This window comes from Streptomyces sp. NPDC051018, from assembly GCF_044456085.1.
Taxonomy (GTDB): domain Bacteria; phylum Actinomycetota; class Actinomycetes; order Streptomycetales; family Streptomycetaceae; genus Streptomyces.
In genome coordinates, this window is the sequence record NZ_JBITFN010000003.1 from 512,017 (window position 1) to 531,488 (window position 19,472).

The following is a 19,472-nucleotide window of genomic DNA, read 5'->3' on the forward strand; positions in this document are numbered from 1 at the left end:
GTCCAGGCAGCACAGGAACGCGTCCACATCAACCGGGAGGCCGGGAACCAGCGCGCTCTCGCCCCGGCGCTCGTCCTGCTCGCGGCGTACCTCCAGAACGCGGACCGTCTCGACGAGGCCGTCGTCGGCGCCCGGGAGGCCGTCACCGTCTTCCGGGGGCTGGGGGACCGTCCGGGGCTGGCCTGGGCCCGGCGGAATCTGCGGCGTATCGCCACCGCCCTGGGCTCCCGTCAGCCCTTCGAGGACACGGTTCCGGCCCCCTTCGTCAGGGAGGTGCCGGCCCCGGCACTGGCGCCGGTCGCCACACTCTCCCGCAACGACGACCACATGGAGGTCTTCACGGTCGCCGAGGACGGATACGTCTGGGGCGCGTGGTGGGACGGCGAGTGGCACGAGCGCTTCCGGGTCGGCACCAAGCGGTTCCCGCCGGGTACTCCGCTCGCGACGCTGTCACGCAACGAGGACCACATGGAGGTCATGGCGGTCTGGGAGGACGGGCATCTGTGGTCGGCCTGGTGGTACGACGGCGCATGGCACGACTGGTTCCGGGTCAGCGGCCAGGCTTTCCCGCTGAGGGCGCCGCTCGCCACCGTCTCCCGCAACGACGACCACATGGAGGTGTTCGGGGTCGGCGACGACGGACTGCTCCGGGGCGCGTGGTGGACCGGTGAGTGGGGCGATCTCACCCTGGGAAGCCGGGTGTTCCTCCAGGGGACCCCGCTCGCGACGCTGTCGCGCAACGAGGCATGGAGGTCATGGGTGTCCAGGAGGGCGACCGACTGTGGTCGGCCTGGTGGTACGACGGCGAATGGCACGACTGGTTCCAGGTCCGGGACACCGTCTTCCCGCCGAAGGCCCCCATCGCCACACTGTCCCGCAACGACGACCACATGGAGGTGTTCGGGGTCGGGGCCGACGGCCGGCTGTGGGGAGCGTGGTGGGACGGCGAGTGGCGCGGGCCGTTCACCGTCGGCACCCACGTCCTGCCGAAGAACACACCGGTCGCCGCCCTGTCGCGGTCCGAGGACTACATGGAGATCTTCGCGGTCGGCGAGGACGAGCGGCCGCGGGGCGCCTGGTGGGCCGACGGGGTGTGGAGCGACTGGTACGACCTCGGCACCCGGCGGTTCCCCAAGCACACACCCCTGGCCGCGCTGTCACGCAACGAGGACCATATGGAGGTCTTCGCCGTCGACGGGAACGGGCGGCTCGCCACCACCTGGTGGTACGAGGGAACGTGGCACGACTGGTCCGATCTGCCGCCCGCGCTGGTGTCGGTCCCCGACGGCGAGATCGTGTTCGGCAGCCGCCGTGAATTCACCCTCGGCCGGCCGGTCCAGCAGATCTCCACCGGCGGGATGATGGAACCGCTGGTGTGCACCGAGGCGCGGGTCGTGTGCGGCAGTGACGGTGGCTGGGAGTTCACCGCGCATCTGGACAACCACGAGACCGAGTGCGATGTCTCGTTCGAGCTGGAACTGAACCTGACCGGTACGTCCAGGCCGTTCACCTTCGTGCTCCGGGGCGATCTCAGCGCGGCGGGAGACGGCTACGCCACCAGGGTCGGGTCCCGGATCCAGGGGGTGCCGCCCAGTCGTACGTTCCGGGAGTCCGGCGCCTTCGAGCTGCTGCGCGACCCGGCGTTCTGGCGGGAGGTGTTCAAGGCGGGCGCGACGTTCACGCTCACCCGCCCGGCCTGGAAGTTCTGGCCCGAGGGCGGCGATGTCGAGGAACCGGAGGAGGCCGTCGCATCCGGCGCCGGCGCGGACCGGCCGTAGTGGCGGGAGAACGCCCCGGCCAGGAGATGCGACAGACCGGCGCCGGTGCGTACGTCCACCGGGCCCGCCGCCTTCGGGGTGTCCCGGCGTGCGGGCCCTCGGCCGGAGCGGTCGCCCGCTTCCCAGGTCGCCCGCTTCTCAGCCGCGCAGGCGCGCCAGCAGTCCGGGGTCGCCTTCGAGGGCCTGGGCCAGCAGCTCGTCCGCGAAGGGCGTGTACGCCTCGGTCCCGGCCGCCGCCCAGTCGATGCCGCCCATGGGCGGCTCGGGGTCGTACTCGATGACGAGCTGGACCAGGCGCGCCGTGTCCTCGCCCGCGAGACGGCGTACCAGATGGAGGGCCATGTCGATACCGGCGGACACACCGGCCGCGGTGACGAACCGCCCGTCCTCGACCCATCGCTCGGCGACGGGCGTCGCCCCGAACCGGGTGAGGAGATCCCGGAACATCCAGTGGCTGGTGGCCCGGTGCCCCTCCAGGAACCCGGCGGCGGCCAGCAGCAGGGAACCCGTACACACCGAACCGACGATCTCGGCGTCCGCGGCCGCCCCCCGCAGCCGGTCCAGCAGGTGCTCGTCGGCCATGGCGGCGAGGGTCGGCACCAGCCCTCCGGGCACGATCAGCACATCCGGTCGGGGTACCTCGTCGAAGGTGTGGCTCGGCACCAAGGACACCGGTGTGTCGGTGCTCATGGGCTCCTTGTGTTCACCGACCACGACCACGGTGAATTCCGGCACCAGGTCGGCCAGGGCGGAACAGACCTGGAGGGGTCCGACGACGTCCAGCGGTGTCAGGCCCGGGTAGGTGACGAAGGCGATGGTCCGGGCCCGCTCCTCGGGGTGGCCGGGGGCTGCGGGTGCGGTCATGGCGGAACCTCCTGGGGGTCCGGGGCGGCGGGGCCGCGAAGGCGGTGCCGGAACCTTCCCTTCGGGCCGTACCGGGACAAGGCTACTTCTCGCCCGTGGTCAGGCCAACCGGTATCACGGTGTGCCGCGCGGCGGCTGAGATGGTGTCAGGGCCGTTCACGGCCACGACCGGGCCGCACCGGCGCGGTCGGCCCGCATGCGGTGTGCCGCGGTGGCCGTTAACGGCCGGTGTCCCGGGACCGCTTGCCCGCGGTCCCGGGACACCACCGCCCCCGTTCGGTGCCCCGCGTTACGACGCGTCCCGCACCCTGCCGGTGAACACCTCCCCCGGCGGCGGGGCACCGATACCGTCGTCGTACTCGAACGCCTCCAGCCGCAGCGACTCCTCCGGCTCGCTCACGAAGTCCCCGACGGTCGGGACGGTCACCTCGACACCCGGCCGGCCCGCCGGGATGTAGGCCCACATCTCCGGGTTGTCCAGCTGCCACAGCGGCCGTTCCGGGACCGCCGACTCACCGAAGATGTCCTCCAGCCACTGCGCGTCGACATCCGCCGTGGACAGAGCACTGCCGGTCACCGGACGGATGGTGAACCCGAAGGCCGTGATGGGGGAGTCGGCGATCGCTGACAGCGTCACCCGCCAGGTCAGGGGCTGCCCCTCGGTGACGGTCTCCGCGACGGGCGTCACAACGGCCGTGGGTTTCGGGTCGTCGTTCTCCACCATCACCCCGCCCTGGTACGATCCGATGAGCGCGCCCCGGACCGATTTGACGAGCACATAGTGGGCGAGAACCTCGCTGTAGCGGGTGTTGCCCCGCACGGTCACCGGGAGGTCGATGGTGTGGGCGCCCGGACGCAGCGTCACCAGGCGGGGCCTGAACTCGCCCGTGACCGGGTCGGAGAGGAAGAGCCGGACCTGTGCGCCGCCCTTCCCCGAGATTCGTACCGGTACGCGGTAGGTACGGACCCCCGAGTCGCCCTCCTTCACCGTAAGCCCGCCGATGTCGATGCGGGGCAGCGCGGCCGGACGTGCGGCAGGTGTGCCCGGACGCCACCCCCACGCGTCCATCAGCCAGGCCCGCCCGGACGTGGTGCGCGGTGTCAGCTCCAGGCTCCTGACCTTCTTCAGATTCAGGCCCGCGCGGACGGCGGCGGACAGGGGCACACGGATCTCGCGCGCCCAGTACGAGGTGGTCCGCCCGGTGCCCGGCAGCCCGTCGACACGGGCCCGGCCGAGATGCGCCCGGCGGCCCTTGGTGTCGGTGACGGCGATGTCCAGTTGGGTTCCGGTGGTGTTGGGCGGCACGATCACCCGCAGCGCCAGCGCCCGCGCGCCCGTGAGGGAGACCGGACGCGCGGGGGTCACCCGGGTGGCGGCCCCCGCCCTGGACCACGTCATCGCGACGGCGTGGCGGCCCTGTTCCGGTGACATGGCCCAGGTGGTGAAGTGCGGCGACTTCGTGACATCGTCGGTGGACAGACAGACGGTCGCCGGGTTGCGATCGACCTGGTTGCAGAGCCTGCCGCCGGTCACGGCCGGCGAGGTGTCCGGGAGGAACGCGGCGGTGCGGTGGGCGCCGACGGCGTGGGTGAGCACCCGCGCGGGTCCGGCCGACGGAGCACGGCGGTCCGAACCGTCCAGCAGCGGGCGCACCCGGTCGTCGCCCGCGACGAACAGCCGGGCCGCCGCGGCTATGTAGGTCGAGCCCGCGGTCTGCTGCTGGGTGGCGGTCAGCCGGGTCCTCGTACCCGGTGAGCACACCGGGTCCGGCGATTCGTCCGACCAGAAGTCGTCATCCGCCGGTGCCTGCGCCTGGCCGGGTGTCCATTCGCTGTTGAAGAAGTTGTGGTTGGCGCCGACCATGTAGACCGCGCTGTGCAGGGCCGCGCCGCGGCTGACGCCCCGGGTCCCGTCGGCGTAGATCTGGCCCTGGAGGTCGGACACATCACCGTCGCAGCCGGGCAGGATGGTCATCGAGGGCACATCGGGAGCCGGGTTGTGGCCGAAGATCGTGGGGCCGGTCAGAACGGTGCCGCGGATCGTCCAGCGCACCGGTCCGTGGTAGCCGTCCTCGGCGGCGGGCGGTCTGCTGAGGCTGTCGAGAGCAGCCCGGTTGACGCCCTCCCCGCCCCGGGAGTGACCGACCAGAAGCACCCGGGACAGATCCGGCCGCGCCGCCTTGCGCACGGCGGCCGGGGCGCCGTCCCGGTCGGCGGCCCATTGGGCCCAGCGGGCGAGATGCAGGCGTATCAGGGACGAGCGGGCCTGCGCGCCGCCGTCGTCCGCCAGGTAGTCCTGCCCGTTGATGCCGTTGGCCGAGATGGACACCGTGACATAGCCCTGGGAGGCCAGCAGTCTCTGGTCGTGCAGATAGCCGCGGTGGCTCGGCACGGGCCGCAGTCCGCTCGGGCAGGGCCACTCCCCCGCCGTGTTGCCCGCGTCGTCGAAGCAGGTGTAGTGGCGGCCGTGCAGAAAGAGTGCCACCGGCCGGGGCCCGGGGGCGTCCACCGGCGCGACCACGACACCGCGCAGCTCCACGGGCGCGGGGAAGCCGGGCAGCCGTACGGGCGCGAGATCGTACTCGCCGGTGATGGTGCGGTGTCCGCCGGGGAGTCCGGGGTCGACCGGGTTCGCCGGGAGTGCCGCCGCGGGCGGTACCGGAGCGGCGGGGCGCCGGTCCTCCGGGGTCCGGGCGGTCCCGCCTTCGTCGAGACGGCGGCCCCCGGCGACCACCTTGAGCCCCTTCCCCGTCCCGATGTCCGCGCCGTCCAGGGTCAGCCGGAAGCTACGGCCGTCCTTCCCGGGCACCGGCCTCCCGAGGAGCCGGTCCCCGTCGTGGAACTCGACTCGGGCGTCGCCCATGGGCACCCGCTCGGCCGAGGTCCAGACGAGCTGCCGCCCGGCGCCCGTGCCGGTGAGCCGCCAGCCCTCGGGGAGGCGGCCGTCGTCGCCCGGCAGCGCCTTGGCCGAACGGTGGCCCTGGGGGGACGAACGGGGTTCGGCGGACGGCTGTGCGTGCGCCAGTCCCGGCGTCCCGGCCGCCAGCGCGATTAATGTCACGGCGGTGGTCGCCATGCGCGAGAAACGGATCACGGTGGTCCTCCTTCGTCGATCGTGCACGGGCGCCCCAGGAATCCCGGTGGCCCCACTCCCGGGAGGACGGGGACCTCTGCCCGGGGGTTGCCTCACCGGAGCCGCAATATCGTCAACTCGATGACGAAGATGACGAGTTGGGCGGGAAGCCGAGCAGGAGGAACACGTCCGCGGGCCTGCTCGGGGAACCGGCTCGGGGAGACGTTCGCCGTCGGGACCGCGCGTCGTGCCGGGACGGCCTCGGCGAGTACCCGGCCGGGCGGGCGCCGTCCGAGGGGTGATCACGGATGTGCCGTCTCACCACCAGGGACGTACGGCGCGGGTGATGGTGGCTCCTGCTGTGCGCGGGCTCGTGCCCGCGGAGGGCGGCGGTGGGGCCGGGTGACGGAGCAGGGGTTCCAGCGGCGGCCGGGTGGAGGCGGCGACACCGTCAACGGCCCGGGCCCGTCCTGACGAGACCGGTGCACCTCCGGCTGGACACCGCCCTCGGTTCTTCGGAGGCGCGTCGGCGGTCGGAGACGATCACCGGTGAAACCGGCGACCGCAGGACCTGATCGGTGCAGGGCCGTCGGCCCTCCCGTGGGGAGCCGGGAGGGCCGGCGACGGCCCGCCCGTCCGGTGGCAAGGAGCGGCACGGGGCGGGAGGGGGTGCTCCTCCGCCACGGGGGAGAGACGGAGGAGCACCGCCCGCTCAGCATGGCACTCATTTCGGCCATGCGGGAGAGTTCTGGCCGGAATCGTTCCACTCACGGCCGGACAGCATTCCCGAGGCAGTCGGAGGACGCCGACCGGGCGGCCGGTCCGCGGCCGGGGGATCCTCGCCCCAGGGGCACCTTCCACTCCGCCCGGCCGTTCACCGGCCACGGCTACGACGACGAGATCTCCGAGGAGCACGCGATGACCATGGAACCCGACCCGCATCTGTCGATGGTGCAGCCTGTGACCCCGCGTACCCCCGACGGCTGTGAGGAGTGTCTGCGGCTGAACACGCCCTGGGTCCATCTGAGACTGTGTCTGACCTGCGGGCACGTGGGCTGCTGCGACTCCTCACCGCTCAAGCACGCCCGCGGTCACGCCGGCAGTTCCGGACACCCCATCGCGCGCTCCTTCGAGCCGGGCGAGGACTGGCGCTGGTGCTACGTCCACGAGGCCATCGTCTGACGGTCGCCACCACCCCGGACACCCCGCCCGGCTCTCGGGTCCCGCCCGGCTCTCGGGCCGTTCCCGGCAGTTGCGCGGACGGGTTCACCAGCGCTCGTCCGCCGAACGGCGAGCAGGTCACCGCCGCCTCCGGCGCCTTCTCTCACAGCGACCCGCCTCATCCTGCTCCGACCGGACCGCCGGTACGGCGGACCCGGCCCACCGGAACGCTCTGCCGTCAGCAGATCTGCCACGGGCCGAGAAGGCTGACGCGTCTCCCGGCGCGCGCCGAGAGTGGGGGAAACGCGGCGACCGGCGCCGCGTTTCCAACGGGAGGCGCCCATGTCCTTCACCGCCACCACCCCGAACACCGCGCGGTGGCCGTCCGGCGGTCCGGAGCCCGGCTTCGCACCACGAGCCGCCGACGGCGACACGGCCCCGACGCCCTTCGACGACCATCTGGCCTCGCGTCTGCTGCTCCAGCGGATCATCGTCCTGGGCACCCAGGTGGACGAGATCTCCGCCAACCGGGTCTGCGCCCAACTGCTGCTGCTCTCGGCCGAGGAGCCGAAGAGCGACATCGGCCTCTACATCAACAGCCCCGGCGGATCGGTGACGGCCGGGCTCGCGATCTACGACACCATGCGGCTGATCCCCAACGACGTGTCGACCCTCGTCATGGGATTCGCTGGGAGTATGGGGCAGTTCCTGCTGACTGTCGGGACGGCGGGCAAACGCTACGCCCTGCCGAACGCACGGATCATGATGCACCAGCCGTCGGCGGGGATCGGCGGGACCGCCGCCGATATCGCCATCCAGGCCGAGAACCTCGAATTCACCAAGAAGGCCATCGAGCGGATCACCGCCGAGCACACCGGCCACAGCGAGGAGACGATCTCGCGCGACAGCGACCGGGACCGCTGGTTCACGGCCGCACAGGCACGGGAGTACGGCATGGTCGACCATGTCGTGACGTCGCTCGACGACATCCGGCCGGCGTCCGCCGGCCGTCGCAGGGCGGGGCTGTGACATGAGCCAGTACACGATTCCCACGGTCGTCGACCGCAGCCCGAGGGGCGAGCGGGCGTTCGACATCTACAGCAGCCTGCTCTCCGAGCGGATCGTCTTCCTCGGCACCGAGATCGACGACGGCGTGGCCAATGTCGTCATCGCCCAGCTGCTCCATCTGGAGTCGGCCGGTCCCGATACGGAGCTGGCGATCTACATCAACTCTCCGGGCGGCTCCTTCACCTCGCTGATGGCGATCTACGACACGATGAGCTTCATCCGCGCGCCCGTCTCGACGTTCTGTGTGGGCCAGGCGGCCTCGACCGCCGCCGTACTGCTGGCGGGTGGTGCCCCCGGGCGCCGGTTCGTCCTGGAGCACTCCCGGGTGCTGCTGGGGCAGCCCGCGAACCGCGGCCGGCAGGGGACGGTCTCGGATCTCAGTCTGGAGGCCAAGGAGATGCTCCGGATCCGCTCCCAGGTCGAGGAGGTGCTGTCCCGGCACACCTCGCACGACATCACGACGCTGCGGGCGGACATGGACCGGGACAGGGTGTTCACCGCGCGCGAGGCGGTGGCGTACGGGATCGCGGACGAGGTGCTGACCGAGCGGGGCCGTTAGGGCGTGTGCCGTCACGGTCCCGCCGGGCACGGCCTCTTGCTGGGCCCGGGGGGCCGGGAGGTACCGGGGGTCCGGGAGGTACCCCGCCCCTGGCGTCGGGGACTCGGGCCTCCCCCGTCCCCCGGGCCCGGCGGCCCGGGTGGTGCCCCCGGGCCGCGTGGTCGCGAGCACCCCGGTACATCCGTACGGGAGAGTGGTCCGGCGCCTGCTGCCCGCACCGGCCGGACCCCCGGGCCCGGTATCTCGGGCGGACGGCGCAGGGGTGAGGACACGGTCCGGGGTTTCGTTACGGACCCGGCCGGGCCGGTGTGCCCGGGGGACGGGGCAGACCGGTCATGCGGCGAGGAGGACCTCACCGCCGTACCGGGCGAGTCCTGGTTCGCCGCCGCCGGCGGTCGGCGGGAGGAACCCCCGGCCGGACGGGCCGGACCGGCCGCCGCGGTTCAGCTCGCTTCCGGTCCTGACGGACGGGGTGGCGGAGGCCCGGGACAGATCGTCCCGGGCGAGCGTGAGGAGGTCGGCCAGCCGCAGCCCGAGCGCGCGGGCGGCGGCCGCGAGAACCTCGGACGACGCCTCCTTGCGGCCCCGCTCGATCTCGGAGAGGTACGGCATCGAGATCCGGGCCTCGTCCGCGACGTCCTTCAGTGTGCGCCCCTGGGCGAGCCGTTCGCGCCGCAGCACGCCTCCGACGACGTTCCTCCAGAGGGGTTCCGCGTCCGGACGCTCGGTCCCGGCAGGGCTCACCCGTGACGGGACGGGCCGGGCACCGCCGCCGGGCCCCGGCGCGTCGCGCACCGCCTCGGGCGGGTGCGGACGAAGGACACGAAGGACACAGAGGCGGTCCGGCTCTTGGCTGCTCACCGCTTCAGAGTAGGAGGGATCGGTCCGGCGAACAGCCCACCCGCGTTGCGCCACCGGCGAAACCGCCGTGGGAACTCCCGGTGGCCCGGGTGCGAGAAGCCGGGTCGGGCCAACGGCTCGGGGCCCGGGGCTCGGGGCTCGGGGCTCGGGCGGTCAGGCCATCAGACGTCCGCCGGGGCCCGCGCGCTCACCCGCCGACCTGCGCAGATCACGGGTGATGCTCACCCGCTTCAGCCAGCGGTCGGTGCCGTCGTAGCGCGCCCGGAAGCGGGCACGGCCGTGCACCGCCCGGTAGTTGTCGACGAAGCAGCAGGTGCCCGGCTCCAGCCGTACGTTCAGCAGGCTCTTCTCGATGGAGGACATCACGCGTTTCAGCGTGCCCTCGGCCCGGTCGTCGCCCGGGGCGGTGTACATATACGCGGGGTCGATGCGCAGAAACGGGTCCGCCGGGTCGCCGAACAGGATGGGGATCGGCTCCGGAGCGCTGTCCATGTGCAGGATACGGTCGAACGACCGCGCCCCCTCCTCCCCCGCCGGGGACCTGTTCTGCTCGGGCAGATGGGAGGTGTCGGGCCTGATGTAGAAACGGGGTGCGAAGCCGCATTCGAGGTCGTCCGCGGTCAGTTCGGCCAGGTCGACGGCGCCCACGGTGGTACCCACCCGGTCGGGGTTGCGCAGACAGAGCAGCCCCACATAGTCGGCGCGGTGGGGATGGAACGCCTCCTCGGTGTGCCACATCAGCGGCGCCCGGCTGCCCGAGCCGAGCTGGGCGTCCTCCTGACCCGCGATGGGCAGGATGTCGTGCACCAGCCGGCCGTCCTGCTGGGTGGCCCAGCCGTAGACCTCCCCGAGCAGCGAGCTGTACAGCACGAGCAGGAACTCGGTGCGCCGCGCGGCGCCTGCCGGGCTCTTCTCCCGCCAGTGGGGAGGAGTAGGGCCGATGCCCTCGTCGTCGACCTCGTTCCCGGCGACGAGCAGGACCGCGGCCCCCGATCGCGGGGCCCGCGGAGCGGCCGGCGCCGGGCTCCGGAAGGTGTGCAGGGCGGCGCGCAGCCGGCGTGGAAGATCATGGGCGATCAGGGCGGCGTCATCGAGGAACGCCGGGGCGTCGGGAGCGGTGTAGGTCTCCTGGATGTCGGTCAGCAGGCCGGTGACCGTCTCCCTTTCCTGTGGTTCCAGCCGCAGGGTCATCAGCATCGTGGTCACCTTTTCCGGCTTTCTCGGCGTGCGCGGCGGCGGTGCGCCGGGGTCGGAGCGGTACGGAGCAGTACGGGTCGGGGCGGTTCATGGCGGTACGGGGGCCCGGCGCGGGACGCCGCCGGATCGGGGCCGTACGGTTCGGCGGCTCAGCGCAGTTCGGACACGGCGCTCAGCAAACGGTCGACGTCGCCCGGCTCCGTGTAGCAGGAGATACCGGCCCGGACGGCTCCTCCCGAGGTGTCGAGGCCCAGGGCCGCCATGGCCTCATGGGCGTAGAAGCTGCCGCTCCACACCGCGATCTGCCGGGCGGCCAGCTGTCTGGCGACCGAGTCCGGATGGCGGCCGGCCACGCTGAAGGAGACGGTCGGGGTGCGGTCGGTGAGTTCCCGCGGACCGTGCACGGTGATGTGGGGCATCCGGGTGAGCCCTTCCAGCAGCGGCGCGAAGAGGGACTCTTCCCGCTCCTTCAGCCGCCGCACACCGCTCTCCAGCAGGAACTCGGCCGCCGCCGCGATCCCGGCGATCGACTCCAGCGGCAGCGTTCCGGTCTGCCAGCGGTGGGGAACCTCGTCGGACGCGGGGCGTACCTGGTACGGATACAGCTCGGCCAGCAGGTGGGGCCGCGCCCAGAGGATCCCCGCGTGCGGTCCGTACCACTTGTGCGCCGAGGTGAAGACGACATCACAGCCGAGTGCGTCGATGTCCACGGGGTGGTGGGGCACCAGATGCACGGCGTCCACCAGGGCCAGGGCACCCGCGCGGTGTGCCGCGGCCGTGATCGCGGCGACATCGGGGATCGTGCCCAGGGCGTTGGAGGCACCCGTGAACGCCACCAGGCGCGTACGGCTGTTCAGCAGCGCGGTGACGTTCGCCGTCGGAAGGCGTCCCGAGACCGGGTCGAAGTCGGCGAACACCACCCGGGCACCGGTCTCCCGCGCGATCGCCAGCCAGGGCGCCACATTGGCGTCGTGGTCCAGCCGGGTGCAGACGATCTCGGCTCCGTCCCCGAGCTGCCGGGCGAGCGAGCGGGCGAAGGCGGCGGCCAGCGAGGTCATATTGGCGCCGAAGACGAACCCCGCGGGATCGGCCCCCAGCAGGGCGCCGAGCAGTCCCCGGGTCCTGGCCACGAGCGCGTCGGTCGAGACGCTGGCCTCGAAGTAGCCCTCGGTGTTGGCGTTCGTCCCGCTGGAGAGATAGTCGGAGATGGCCTGGATCACCCGGTCGAGGGCCTGGGAGCCGGCGGCCCCGTCGAGCCGTGCCCAGGGACCGCGCGCGCCCGGGAACCGGTGGCGCAGTCCGCGCACCGGCAGGGGCTCCGGAGTGAGTGGCCCGGCGTCAGGCCGAGTGTGCATGGCGGGCTCCCGTCGCTGCTGGAGTGAACTGACTGGATGGGCTCGGCGCGAGGGCCCGGTCACCAGTGCGGCGCCGTGAGTTCGGGTACCGCCACGCCCAGGGCGTCCCGGCCGAGCCGGAAGGCGGCGACGGCCTTGCCGGAGACGGCCTCGCCGCACAGGGCGTCCGGGGCGAGGCGCAGCCGCATGATGTCCCCGATACCGGAGCGTTCGGTGGACAGTACGGCCGTGGCCGGTCCGTCCTCCCCGGCGCACCGCCGCCATCGGCCGCCGCTCCACAGCAGGGGGACGGAGCCGTAGCGGGAGGGGCGCACGGGGAGGGGGATCTTCACCTTGGCGCCGCGTACGGCGTCGAGGGCGTCCAGCATCTCGGACTCCAGCTCCCCCGGTTCGAGCAGGGAGTCGTCGCCCTCCCGTATCAGACGGTTGAGCAGGTCCAGCCGCAGATCGGGCCTGCTGGTGTCGAGGTTGAGGCCCGAGCCGAGGCGGGCGTTGACCTCGGTCGGTACGAACCCCTCGGGGGACAGCACCCCGTCGAGGGTGAAGCCGCCGCGGTAGCGGCACAGGCGCCGCAGGCCCTCGCCCACCGCGCGGGCCGTCTCCCGGATGTTCCGCGCGGCGCCGGGGGGCGGGTCCCAGTGGGTGGAGGTGCCGGCGAAGACGAAGCGGTGGTCACCGTCGCGCAGGACGACCAGTTCCAGCGGGCGCAGTACGACGGTTCCCCGGGTCATCACCAGACCGTGCACCGAGCACGGCAGCCCTTCGACGAAGGGCATGACCCGGACCCGGGAGCAGCGGACCGCGAAGAAGGGCAGGTTCCGCCGGCCGTCGGCCTCGCCGCGGATCCACCGGGTGCCCTCGGCCGCCGTGTGGATTCCGCTGCGGGTGTCGGCCGCCCACACCGTGCCGCCGCCCGCGTCGAGCCGGGCGGCGGCGGACAGCAGGGCGTCCTCCCGGGGCGGCAGGACCGCGGCGGGCGGGCACGGTATTCCGGCCGCCCGCCACACCCGCTCCACCCGGGTCTTGTCCTCGGCGACGGCCCAGGCGGCACGCCGCCGGCCGTAGCGCGGCCGGCCCGCCAGCCGCTCCCCCGGCAGATCCCGGGTGTCCAGGACGAGTGCGCGCCTGCCGGGGTCGAAGCGGTCGAGTGCCGCGAGCAGCCGGGTGGACGGCTCGGCGAGAGCGCGGGTGAAGGCCGCCGCGAGCCCGTCCCGGGTGTCCGCGGTGACCGGTACGCGGTGCGTGGTCACACCGGGGCCGAACACACCGTCGGCGGGCCGGTCGGCCGTGGCGGCGAACACGCCCTCGGCTCCCGCCTCGGTCAGCGCCCTGATCACCGGGGCGATATGGGAGGCGGCGGTGCTGAACACCACACAGGCGCGGCCCGCGAAGCGCCGCCGGATCGCCGCGTCCAGACGCGCCGCCGGCTCCGTGGTGCCGGGCTGGCCGGAGGGCGGAGTGCCGTCGACCGTGCTCGATCCGGACATGACACCTGTCCCTTCTCCCGGCCGAGTGATACCGGAAAACAAGCGGTGTGAGGGGAACGCGGCCGAACGTATTTCCTCCCGGAGGCGATGTCCACGCGGAGTTTCGTTGCGCGGAACAGGGCACGGAGCGGAAAAACCGCGCCATCGCCCGTGTTCCATACAGTGAAACTCCGCGCCGCCCCGGCGGCGGAAGGAAGGAAAATGTTCGGGCGAGCTACGGGGAAGCGCACACCGCAAGGAAGTTGCCTGTGGCATCGGCCTGAAGGGAGAAGCGGTACGGCCCGCATTCCCGGGGCACTCCACGGCCCCGCCGAACCCGGCGGAGAATGACGCCGGGGAATCTGTCGGCTTCTTTCAAGAATCAGGGAATTCGTCCACCGCGACGGATGACGGAAGAGCGGATCTCCGATGCGCCGCCCCTGGCGGCGAGGCCGGAATCCACCGGTGCGCGAGAACCCGGGTCCGCTTGCCACCGCAAACCGGAAGCAAATCCTTCCCCCGAGGGCAACGGAGAGTGGCGAGGCGGTCGTCGGCCGGGCGGCGGACCGCGAGGCCGCCGGGCGGCGGGAGGGCCGGCGACCGCTCCGGGCACCACCACCCGGCACCTCCCGGCACGGCGACCCCTGTCGAGAACGACCACGGGGACAGCGGCGAGAACAACCACGGCACAGCCACCACCGACGGCCACGGGACGGGCACCACCACGCGGAACGACCATGGGAGGGACGGGACATGAGTGAGTCAGACGCTGTGGCGCGACCGGAGAACTTCATCGCGGGGGCCCGCGTTCCGGCCGCCGGCGGCCGGGTCACGGAACTCGTCGACCCGAGCACCGGGAAGAGCTTCGGCGAAGCTCCGGTCTCGGGGGCCGAGGACGTCGAAAGGGCGTGCCGGGCGGCCGGGCGCGCCCTGGAGACCTGGCGCCGGACCACTCCGGGCGCCCGGGCGCAGGCGCTGCTGGGGATCGCCGGGGCGCTGGAGGAACGCGCCGGCGAACTCGTGGCGCTGGAGTGCCTGAACACGGGCAAGCCGCGCCGGGCCATGGCCGAGGAGGAACTGGCTCCGTCCATCGATCAGCTGCGGTTCTTCGCGGGCGCGGCCCGGGTGCCGCCGGGCGTCGCGGCCGGTGAGTACCTGCCCGGCCACACCTCCGTGATCCGCCGGGAGCCGGTGGGGGTGTGTGCGCAGATCACACCGTGGAACTACCCGCTCATGATGGCGGTCTGGAAGATCGCGCCGGCGCTCGCGGCGGGCAATACGGTGGTCCTCAAGCCGGCCGAGCAGACCCCGCTCACCACGCTGCTGCTGGCGGAGATCGCCGCCCCCTTCCTGCCTCCCGGGGCTCTCAATGTGGTCTGCGGGGACCGGGACACCGGCCGGGACCTGGTCCGGCACCCCGCCGTCGACCTGGTCTCCTTCACCGGCAGCACGCGCGGCGGCCGGGAGGTGGCGCGGTCTGCGAGCGGGGATCTCAAGCGGCTGCACCTGGAACTGGGCGGCAACGCGCCCGTCGTCGTCTGCCGGGACGCCGATGTGGAGCGAGCCGCGGCGGACATCGTGGCGGCCGGGTACTTCAACGCGGGCCAGGACTGCATCGCGGCGGCCAGGGTGCTCGCCGACCGCAGGATCCGCGACGAGCTGACCGAGGCGCTGGCCGGGAAGGCGGCCTCGCTCCGGGTCGGCGGACCCGGTGAGGACGCCGACCTCGGCCCGCTCATCAGCGCGGAGCACCTCGGCCGGGTGGCCGGATTCGTGGACCGCCTGCCGCGCTGGGCACGGGTGGTCACGGGCGGCCGGCGGATCGAGGGCCGGGAGGGCTTCTTCTACCCGCCGACCGTGGTCGCCGATGTGCGCCAGCGGGACGAGATCGTTCAGGAGGAGGTGTTCGGCCCTGTCGTCACCGTGCAGGAGTTCGCCTCGGAGGACGAGGCCCTGACCCTGGCCAACGATGTACGCCAGGGGCTGGCCGCCAGTGTGTGGACCCGCGACCACTCCCGGGCCCTGCGGTTCGCCTCGGCGCTGGAGACGGGCTGTGTGTGGATCAACGCCCATATCCCGGTGGTGGCGGAGATGCCCCACGGCGGCTTCAAGCACTCCGGGTACGGCAAGGACCTCTCGGTGTACGCGCTGGAGGACTACACCCGGATCAAGCATGTGATGTCAGCCCACTGAGCGGGTTGCCGGTGCGTCCGCCCCGGTCCCGGGCCGCGGGGGCCCGCCCGGCTCCCGTACCACCGCCGCCCCGCCCGTACCGCCCCCGCCATGCCCCCTGCCACCGCCCCGTGCGCTCCCGCAGGGACCCGCTGTGCCGCCGTGCGCCCCCGGCCGTGCCTGGAACAATGAGGGTATGGCGGACCCCGTGGAGATCGTGGACTACCGGCCCTCGTGGCCCGCGTCGTTCGGCCGGCTGGCAGCGGCCCTGCGGGAGGCGCTCGGCGACACCGCGGTGCGGATCGACCACATCGGCTCGACATCGGTTCCGGGACTGGCCGCCAAGCCGGTGATCGACATCCAGGTCTCGGTGCGGTCGTTCCACCCTCTGGAAGCCTTCCGGAAGCCGCTGGAGGACATCGGTTATGTGTACCGCGCCAGCAATCCCGAACGGACCAAGCGCTACTTCCGGGAGGCCCCCGGCCACAGCCGCACCCATGTGCACGTACGGGAGCTGGGCAGCTTCTCCCAGCAGTTCCCCCTGCTGTTCCGGGACTTCCTGCGGTGCCATCCGGCCGCCGTCGAGGAGTACGCGGCGGTCAAGCGGCGGAACGCGGCGGTGTTCGCCGATGACCGGCGCGGTTACGCGGAGGCCAAGGAGCCCTACGTATGGGACGTCATCCGCCGGGCCGACGCCTGGGCCCGGGACACCGGCTGGACACCGGGTCCCAGCGACGCCTGAGCCGCAACCCCGCCGGTGGACGCGGCCGGAGCGAAGGGGCGGGGATCACGGACGGCGGGGCCGCGCTCCCGCCCGTACGGCGGACCTCGGCCCGCACGGCGGATCGGGGCGGGTGGGCGGCCCCGGGCCGTGCGGCGCGCGGCCGGAGCCTCAGATCGCGGTGTTCAGGGATCCGCGGGCGGGCGCGGCGAGCTGCTCGGAGATGGCGTCGGCCGTGGCCAGGACCAGCGGCAGCAGTTCGGGGCGGTCCTCGGGTCCGCTGTCCCTGAGGACGCCGAGGGCGGCGACGACCATGCCGCCCGCGGCTCTAACGGGTGCGGCCAGCAGGGCGGTCCGCCCGGGCTCCTGATGTCCCGTCACCGCGTACCCCTGTCTTCTGACCTGCCCGAGCACGCCCCGCAGCGCGGGGGACGTCAGACCGTCCCGGGGGCGGGAGGGCCGCAGCAGCAGGGAGCAGACCTCGTCCCGTACGGCGGGGGCGGCGTGGGCGAGCAGGACGAGGCCGGGCGCGTTGGTGTGCAGGGGTGCCCGGCCCCCCGGAGCCGCCAGGGGCGGGCGCTGGCGTCCGCCGTCGGAGATCATCTCCAGGCAGAAGGTCTCCGTGCCGTCGCGGACCGCCAGGATCACCGTCGAGGCGGCCTGGGTGCGGAAGGTCATCAGATGGGGCAGTGCGGCCTCCCTCAGCACTGATCCCCGCGGGGCGAGCGTGCCCAGCTCCCAGAGCCGCAGCCCGATGCAGTACTCCCCGGTGGCGGCGCGCTCCAGGGCTCCCCTGCTGTGCAGTTTGGCCACGATGCGATGGACCGTCGCCACCGGAAGGCCGGACCGCCGGCTGATGTCGCTGAGCGTCAGCGCCTGATTGTGCTGGTCGAAGGCGCTGAGGACGTTGAATGTACGGTCGACCGACGAGCGCTTGGGGCGGCCGGACTGAATGGACATTCCGTCATTTTCCCTTCATTGGCACACATATACGTGCACATAGGGGTCAGATGACTACCGCCTCACGCCGGTTCACCCCATGACCAGACCCCCGCACCCGGAAAGACAGCGACTCGGCAATGATTCGCAAATATACGCGCTTAGCGCTCATTCACGTCAGTGTGCCCAACGATGACGCCCCGACACACCGGGAGTAAAGAATCACCCGGGGGATCACAGGAGCGCACCACAGCGCTCATGGGAGCTCACAGGACATCCGGCACCGATCTTGCATTCCCCCGGAGCGATCCGGTTCCCCTGGCCGAAAACGGATGCCCGATCGACAGGACGCCCGCACCGGAATTCACGAACCGACGGACGAGATCCCGCCATGTCGGCGAGTCGCCTTGCACCCATAGAACAAACTTGCACTTTTCCGTTCACTGGAAAGCTTGTTGAGTAGGATCTCGAAGGATGTCAACACTGTGATACGCACAGCTTCTTGGCCACTGCCGACAGGATGTCGAAGATCACTGAATCATCCGCGATCCGCGGAATATGAGATTCAGTTCGGCACATGACGAGGGGATCGGGAATGGCGAATCATCAGGAGACCGCAAGGACCTTATTTCCCGGATCACACCCGGCGGGCAGAACCGGTGCCGCCGGAAGGAATCTCGCGTGACGAGCCAGACTCAGCCGGTACGGTCCATGCTCGCCCGGGGGCTCTCCATTCTGCACTCCTTCCGCCCGGGCGAGTCGGAACTGACCCTCTCCGAGATAGCGCGCAGAACCGCGCTGCCCAAGGCGACGGCCCACCGGTTGATATCGGAGCTGGTCGACGCGGGCATGCTGGAGCGCGCCGAGCGGGGGCTGCGTCTCGGGCTCAACCTGTTCGCCCTCGGAACGCGGGTGCCACGCCAGCGGATCGTGCGCGAACTGGCGCTCCCGCATCTGAACCGGATGCACGATCTCACCCGGCAGACCGTGTTCCTGTATCTCTCGGACGGCCTCGACGGGGCGATGGCCGACAGCCGCGGCGGGCGCGGACCGCGCGCGGCCGCGTATCTGCCCGCCGAGAGCGAGGCTTCCGCCTCCGCGGTGGCACAGGTGTTCCGCGCGCACCGGGCGCGGTCGGACCCGGCCGGACCCGACCGCGCCAGGAGATACCGCGCGCACCGGGCCGTACGCAGACTCGCGCCCGAGGAACTGGGCCGGGTGGCGGAGCAGGGATTCGCCGTCGCCCACTGCGGACTGGAGGCGGTCGCCGTCGCCGTGCCCGTACTGGACGCGACCGACTCCCCCGTCGCCGCGCTGGCCGTGGCGGGCAGTCAGGACCGGCTGCATCTGCTCAGAACGGCCTCGCCCCTGCGTGCGGCCGGCGCGGAGCTGTCACGTGATCTCAGGGGGGCACCCGGGATGGTGCCCGCCCTGTGAGGCGCCGGAAGGCACGCGGTTGGCCGCTGTCCGCCGCCGGGCGGCCTGCGGCCGGTGAGGAACCGCCCGTATCGGGGGCCGAGGACCTTCCTCCGCCGTACGCCGGGGGTCGTCCTCCGCCGTACGCCGGGGATCGTCCGGCGCCGTGCGACCGGGCGCGGGACACCCATGTGCTCGTCAAACCCGACGGGGTGAGCCGGGGGCTGGCCTCCGAGGTGATCCGCGCCCTGCGGCGGGAGGGGCTGGCGGTCGAGATCGTCGGCCGCCTCCGGCTGACCCGCCGCCAGGCGGAGCGCTGGTACCCGGAGAAGCTGAACGAGCCGGACGGGCGGCTGACGCTGGCGTATCTGTGCGAGGGGCCCATGCTCCTCCTGGCGGTGGTCGGCGACGACGCGCTGCGCCGGGCGCGCCGGGTCAAGAAGGACATCCGCCGCCGCTTCGGTACGGATGCCCGCCGCAATGTCGCCCACTGTCCGGAGACGACCGGTGAGCGGGACCATGAACGGAACGTGTTCGGTCCGCTCGTGGGGCGCGGACGGCGGGAGGACTGAGGGGGCTCGCGGGCGGTCGGGCCGCCCGCGGGACCCGGTACCGGTGGGGTCGTCGGCGTTCAGGGCCGGGCGTCCGCCACGGCCCGGGTTTCTCCGGCTCCCGGGCGCCGTCCCGCTCCCCGGCGGGACGGCGTGCGGTTCTGGGGCCTCTCCGGCTCCAGGACCTGGGGCCTCTCCGGCTCCACGTCCGGCCCGCCGCCCGGCGAGCGCCAGGCCCCGGACCGCCAGGCCCCGGGACCGCCGGGCAACCGGGCAAGGGACGCCGGGCGC

General features: G+C 72.5%; 16 protein-coding genes. 8 read left to right on the top strand and 8 right to left on the bottom strand.

Annotated features, from left to right (window positions below; genetic code table 11):
- On the bottom strand, positions 1-393 hold a 393-nt coding region (locus tag ACIBCM_RS08575), incomplete at its 3' end, for a hypothetical protein (protein WP_399241202.1).
- A 362-nt stretch (positions 394-755) separates the two neighbouring features.
- On the opposite strand from ACIBCM_RS08575, the gene ACIBCM_RS08580 reads away from it, so the two are divergent.
- Positions 756-1,778, top strand: coding sequence for a hypothetical protein (locus tag ACIBCM_RS08580; protein ID WP_399241203.1), 1,023 nt, complete (start codon positions 756-758; stop codon positions 1,776-1,778).
- A gap of 138 nt (positions 1,779-1,916) precedes the next feature.
- Here the strand turns inward: ACIBCM_RS08580 and ACIBCM_RS08585 are convergent, their stop codons facing one another.
- Together ACIBCM_RS08585 and ACIBCM_RS08590 are read right to left on the bottom strand one after the other, a co-directional pair.
- Entirely contained in the window at positions 1,917-2,642 is a 726-nt protein-coding gene (locus ACIBCM_RS08585; protein ID WP_399241204.1) for a DJ-1/PfpI family protein, read from the bottom strand.
- Positions 2,643-2,931: 289 nt separating this feature from the next.
- Positions 2,932-5,736: an alpha/beta hydrolase family protein gene (locus tag ACIBCM_RS08590; protein WP_399241205.1), complete on the bottom strand. Its 2,805-nt coding sequence runs from the start codon at positions 5,734-5,736 to the stop codon at positions 2,932-2,934.
- A gap of 897 nt (positions 5,737-6,633) precedes the next feature.
- On the opposite strand from ACIBCM_RS08590, the gene ACIBCM_RS08595 reads away from it, so the two are divergent.
- The 3 genes from ACIBCM_RS08595 (at position 6,634) to ACIBCM_RS08605 (ending at position 8,503) form a co-directional block, all read left to right on the top strand.
- Positions 6,634-6,897: a UBP-type zinc finger domain-containing protein gene (locus ACIBCM_RS08595; RefSeq protein ID WP_399241206.1), complete on the top strand. Its 264-nt coding sequence runs from the start codon at positions 6,634-6,636 to the stop codon at positions 6,895-6,897.
- Between the two features lie 321 nt (positions 6,898-7,218).
- The gene (locus ACIBCM_RS08600; protein ID WP_399241207.1) at positions 7,219-7,905 is read left to right on the top strand and encodes a ClpP family protease; all 687 of its coding nucleotides are present in this window, start codon (positions 7,219-7,221) and stop codon (positions 7,903-7,905) included.
- A gap of 1 nt (position 7,906) precedes the next feature.
- Positions 7,907-8,503, top strand: coding sequence for a ClpP family protease (locus tag ACIBCM_RS08605; RefSeq protein WP_399241208.1), 597 nt, complete (start codon positions 7,907-7,909; stop codon positions 8,501-8,503).
- 333 nt (positions 8,504-8,836) lie between these two features.
- Here the strand turns inward: ACIBCM_RS08605 and ACIBCM_RS08610 are convergent, their stop codons facing one another.
- From ACIBCM_RS08610 to ACIBCM_RS08625, 4 genes are all read right to left on the bottom strand, one after another.
- Positions 8,837-9,247: a helix-turn-helix domain-containing protein gene (locus tag ACIBCM_RS08610; protein WP_399241286.1), complete on the bottom strand. Its 411-nt coding sequence runs from the start codon at positions 9,245-9,247 to the stop codon at positions 8,837-8,839.
- A 270-nt stretch (positions 9,248-9,517) separates the two neighbouring features.
- Positions 9,518-10,561 carry a guanitoxin biosynthesis L-enduracididine beta-hydroxylase GntD gene (gntD, locus tag ACIBCM_RS08615; RefSeq protein ID WP_399241209.1) on the bottom strand — a complete coding sequence of 348 codons (1,044 nt, stop codon included), beginning with the start codon at positions 10,559-10,561 and terminating at the stop codon, positions 9,518-9,520.
- A gap of 149 nt (positions 10,562-10,710) precedes the next feature.
- Positions 10,711-11,916 (bottom strand): cysteine desulfurase-like protein, encoded by a 1,206-nt coding sequence (locus ACIBCM_RS08620; protein ID WP_399241210.1) that lies wholly within the window; start codon positions 11,914-11,916, stop codon positions 10,711-10,713.
- Between the two features lie 59 nt (positions 11,917-11,975).
- Positions 11,976-13,403, bottom strand: coding sequence for a hypothetical protein (locus ACIBCM_RS08625; RefSeq protein ID WP_399241211.1), 1,428 nt, complete (start codon positions 13,401-13,403; stop codon positions 11,976-11,978).
- 732 nt (positions 13,404-14,135) lie between these two features.
- Between ACIBCM_RS08625 and ACIBCM_RS08630 the strand changes: the two genes are divergently transcribed.
- Positions 14,136-15,575: a gamma-aminobutyraldehyde dehydrogenase gene (locus ACIBCM_RS08630; protein WP_399241212.1), complete on the top strand. Its 1,440-nt coding sequence runs from the start codon at positions 14,136-14,138 to the stop codon at positions 15,573-15,575.
- A 175-nt stretch (positions 15,576-15,750) separates the two neighbouring features.
- Entirely contained in the window at positions 15,751-16,296 is a 546-nt protein-coding gene (locus ACIBCM_RS08635; RefSeq protein ID WP_399241213.1) for a GrpB family protein, read from the top strand.
- Between the two features lie 150 nt (positions 16,297-16,446).
- Here the strand turns inward: ACIBCM_RS08635 and ACIBCM_RS08640 are convergent, their stop codons facing one another.
- Complete coding sequence (locus tag ACIBCM_RS08640; RefSeq protein WP_399241214.1) at positions 16,447-17,235, bottom strand: IclR family transcriptional regulator; 789 nt, start codon at positions 17,233-17,235, stop codon at positions 16,447-16,449.
- Between the two features lie 660 nt (positions 17,236-17,895).
- Here ACIBCM_RS08640 and ACIBCM_RS08645 point away from each other — a divergent pair.
- Both ACIBCM_RS08645 and ACIBCM_RS08650 read left to right on the top strand, forming a co-directional pair.
- A complete protein-coding gene (locus ACIBCM_RS08645) occupies positions 17,896-18,651 on the top strand; it encodes an IclR family transcriptional regulator (RefSeq protein WP_399241215.1) in 756 nt (251 codons plus the stop codon).
- A 170-nt stretch (positions 18,652-18,821) separates the two neighbouring features.
- Entirely contained in the window at positions 18,822-19,202 is a 381-nt protein-coding gene (locus tag ACIBCM_RS08650) for a nucleoside-diphosphate kinase (protein ID WP_399241216.1), read from the top strand.
- The last annotated feature ends 270 nt before the right edge of the window (positions 19,203-19,472 follow it).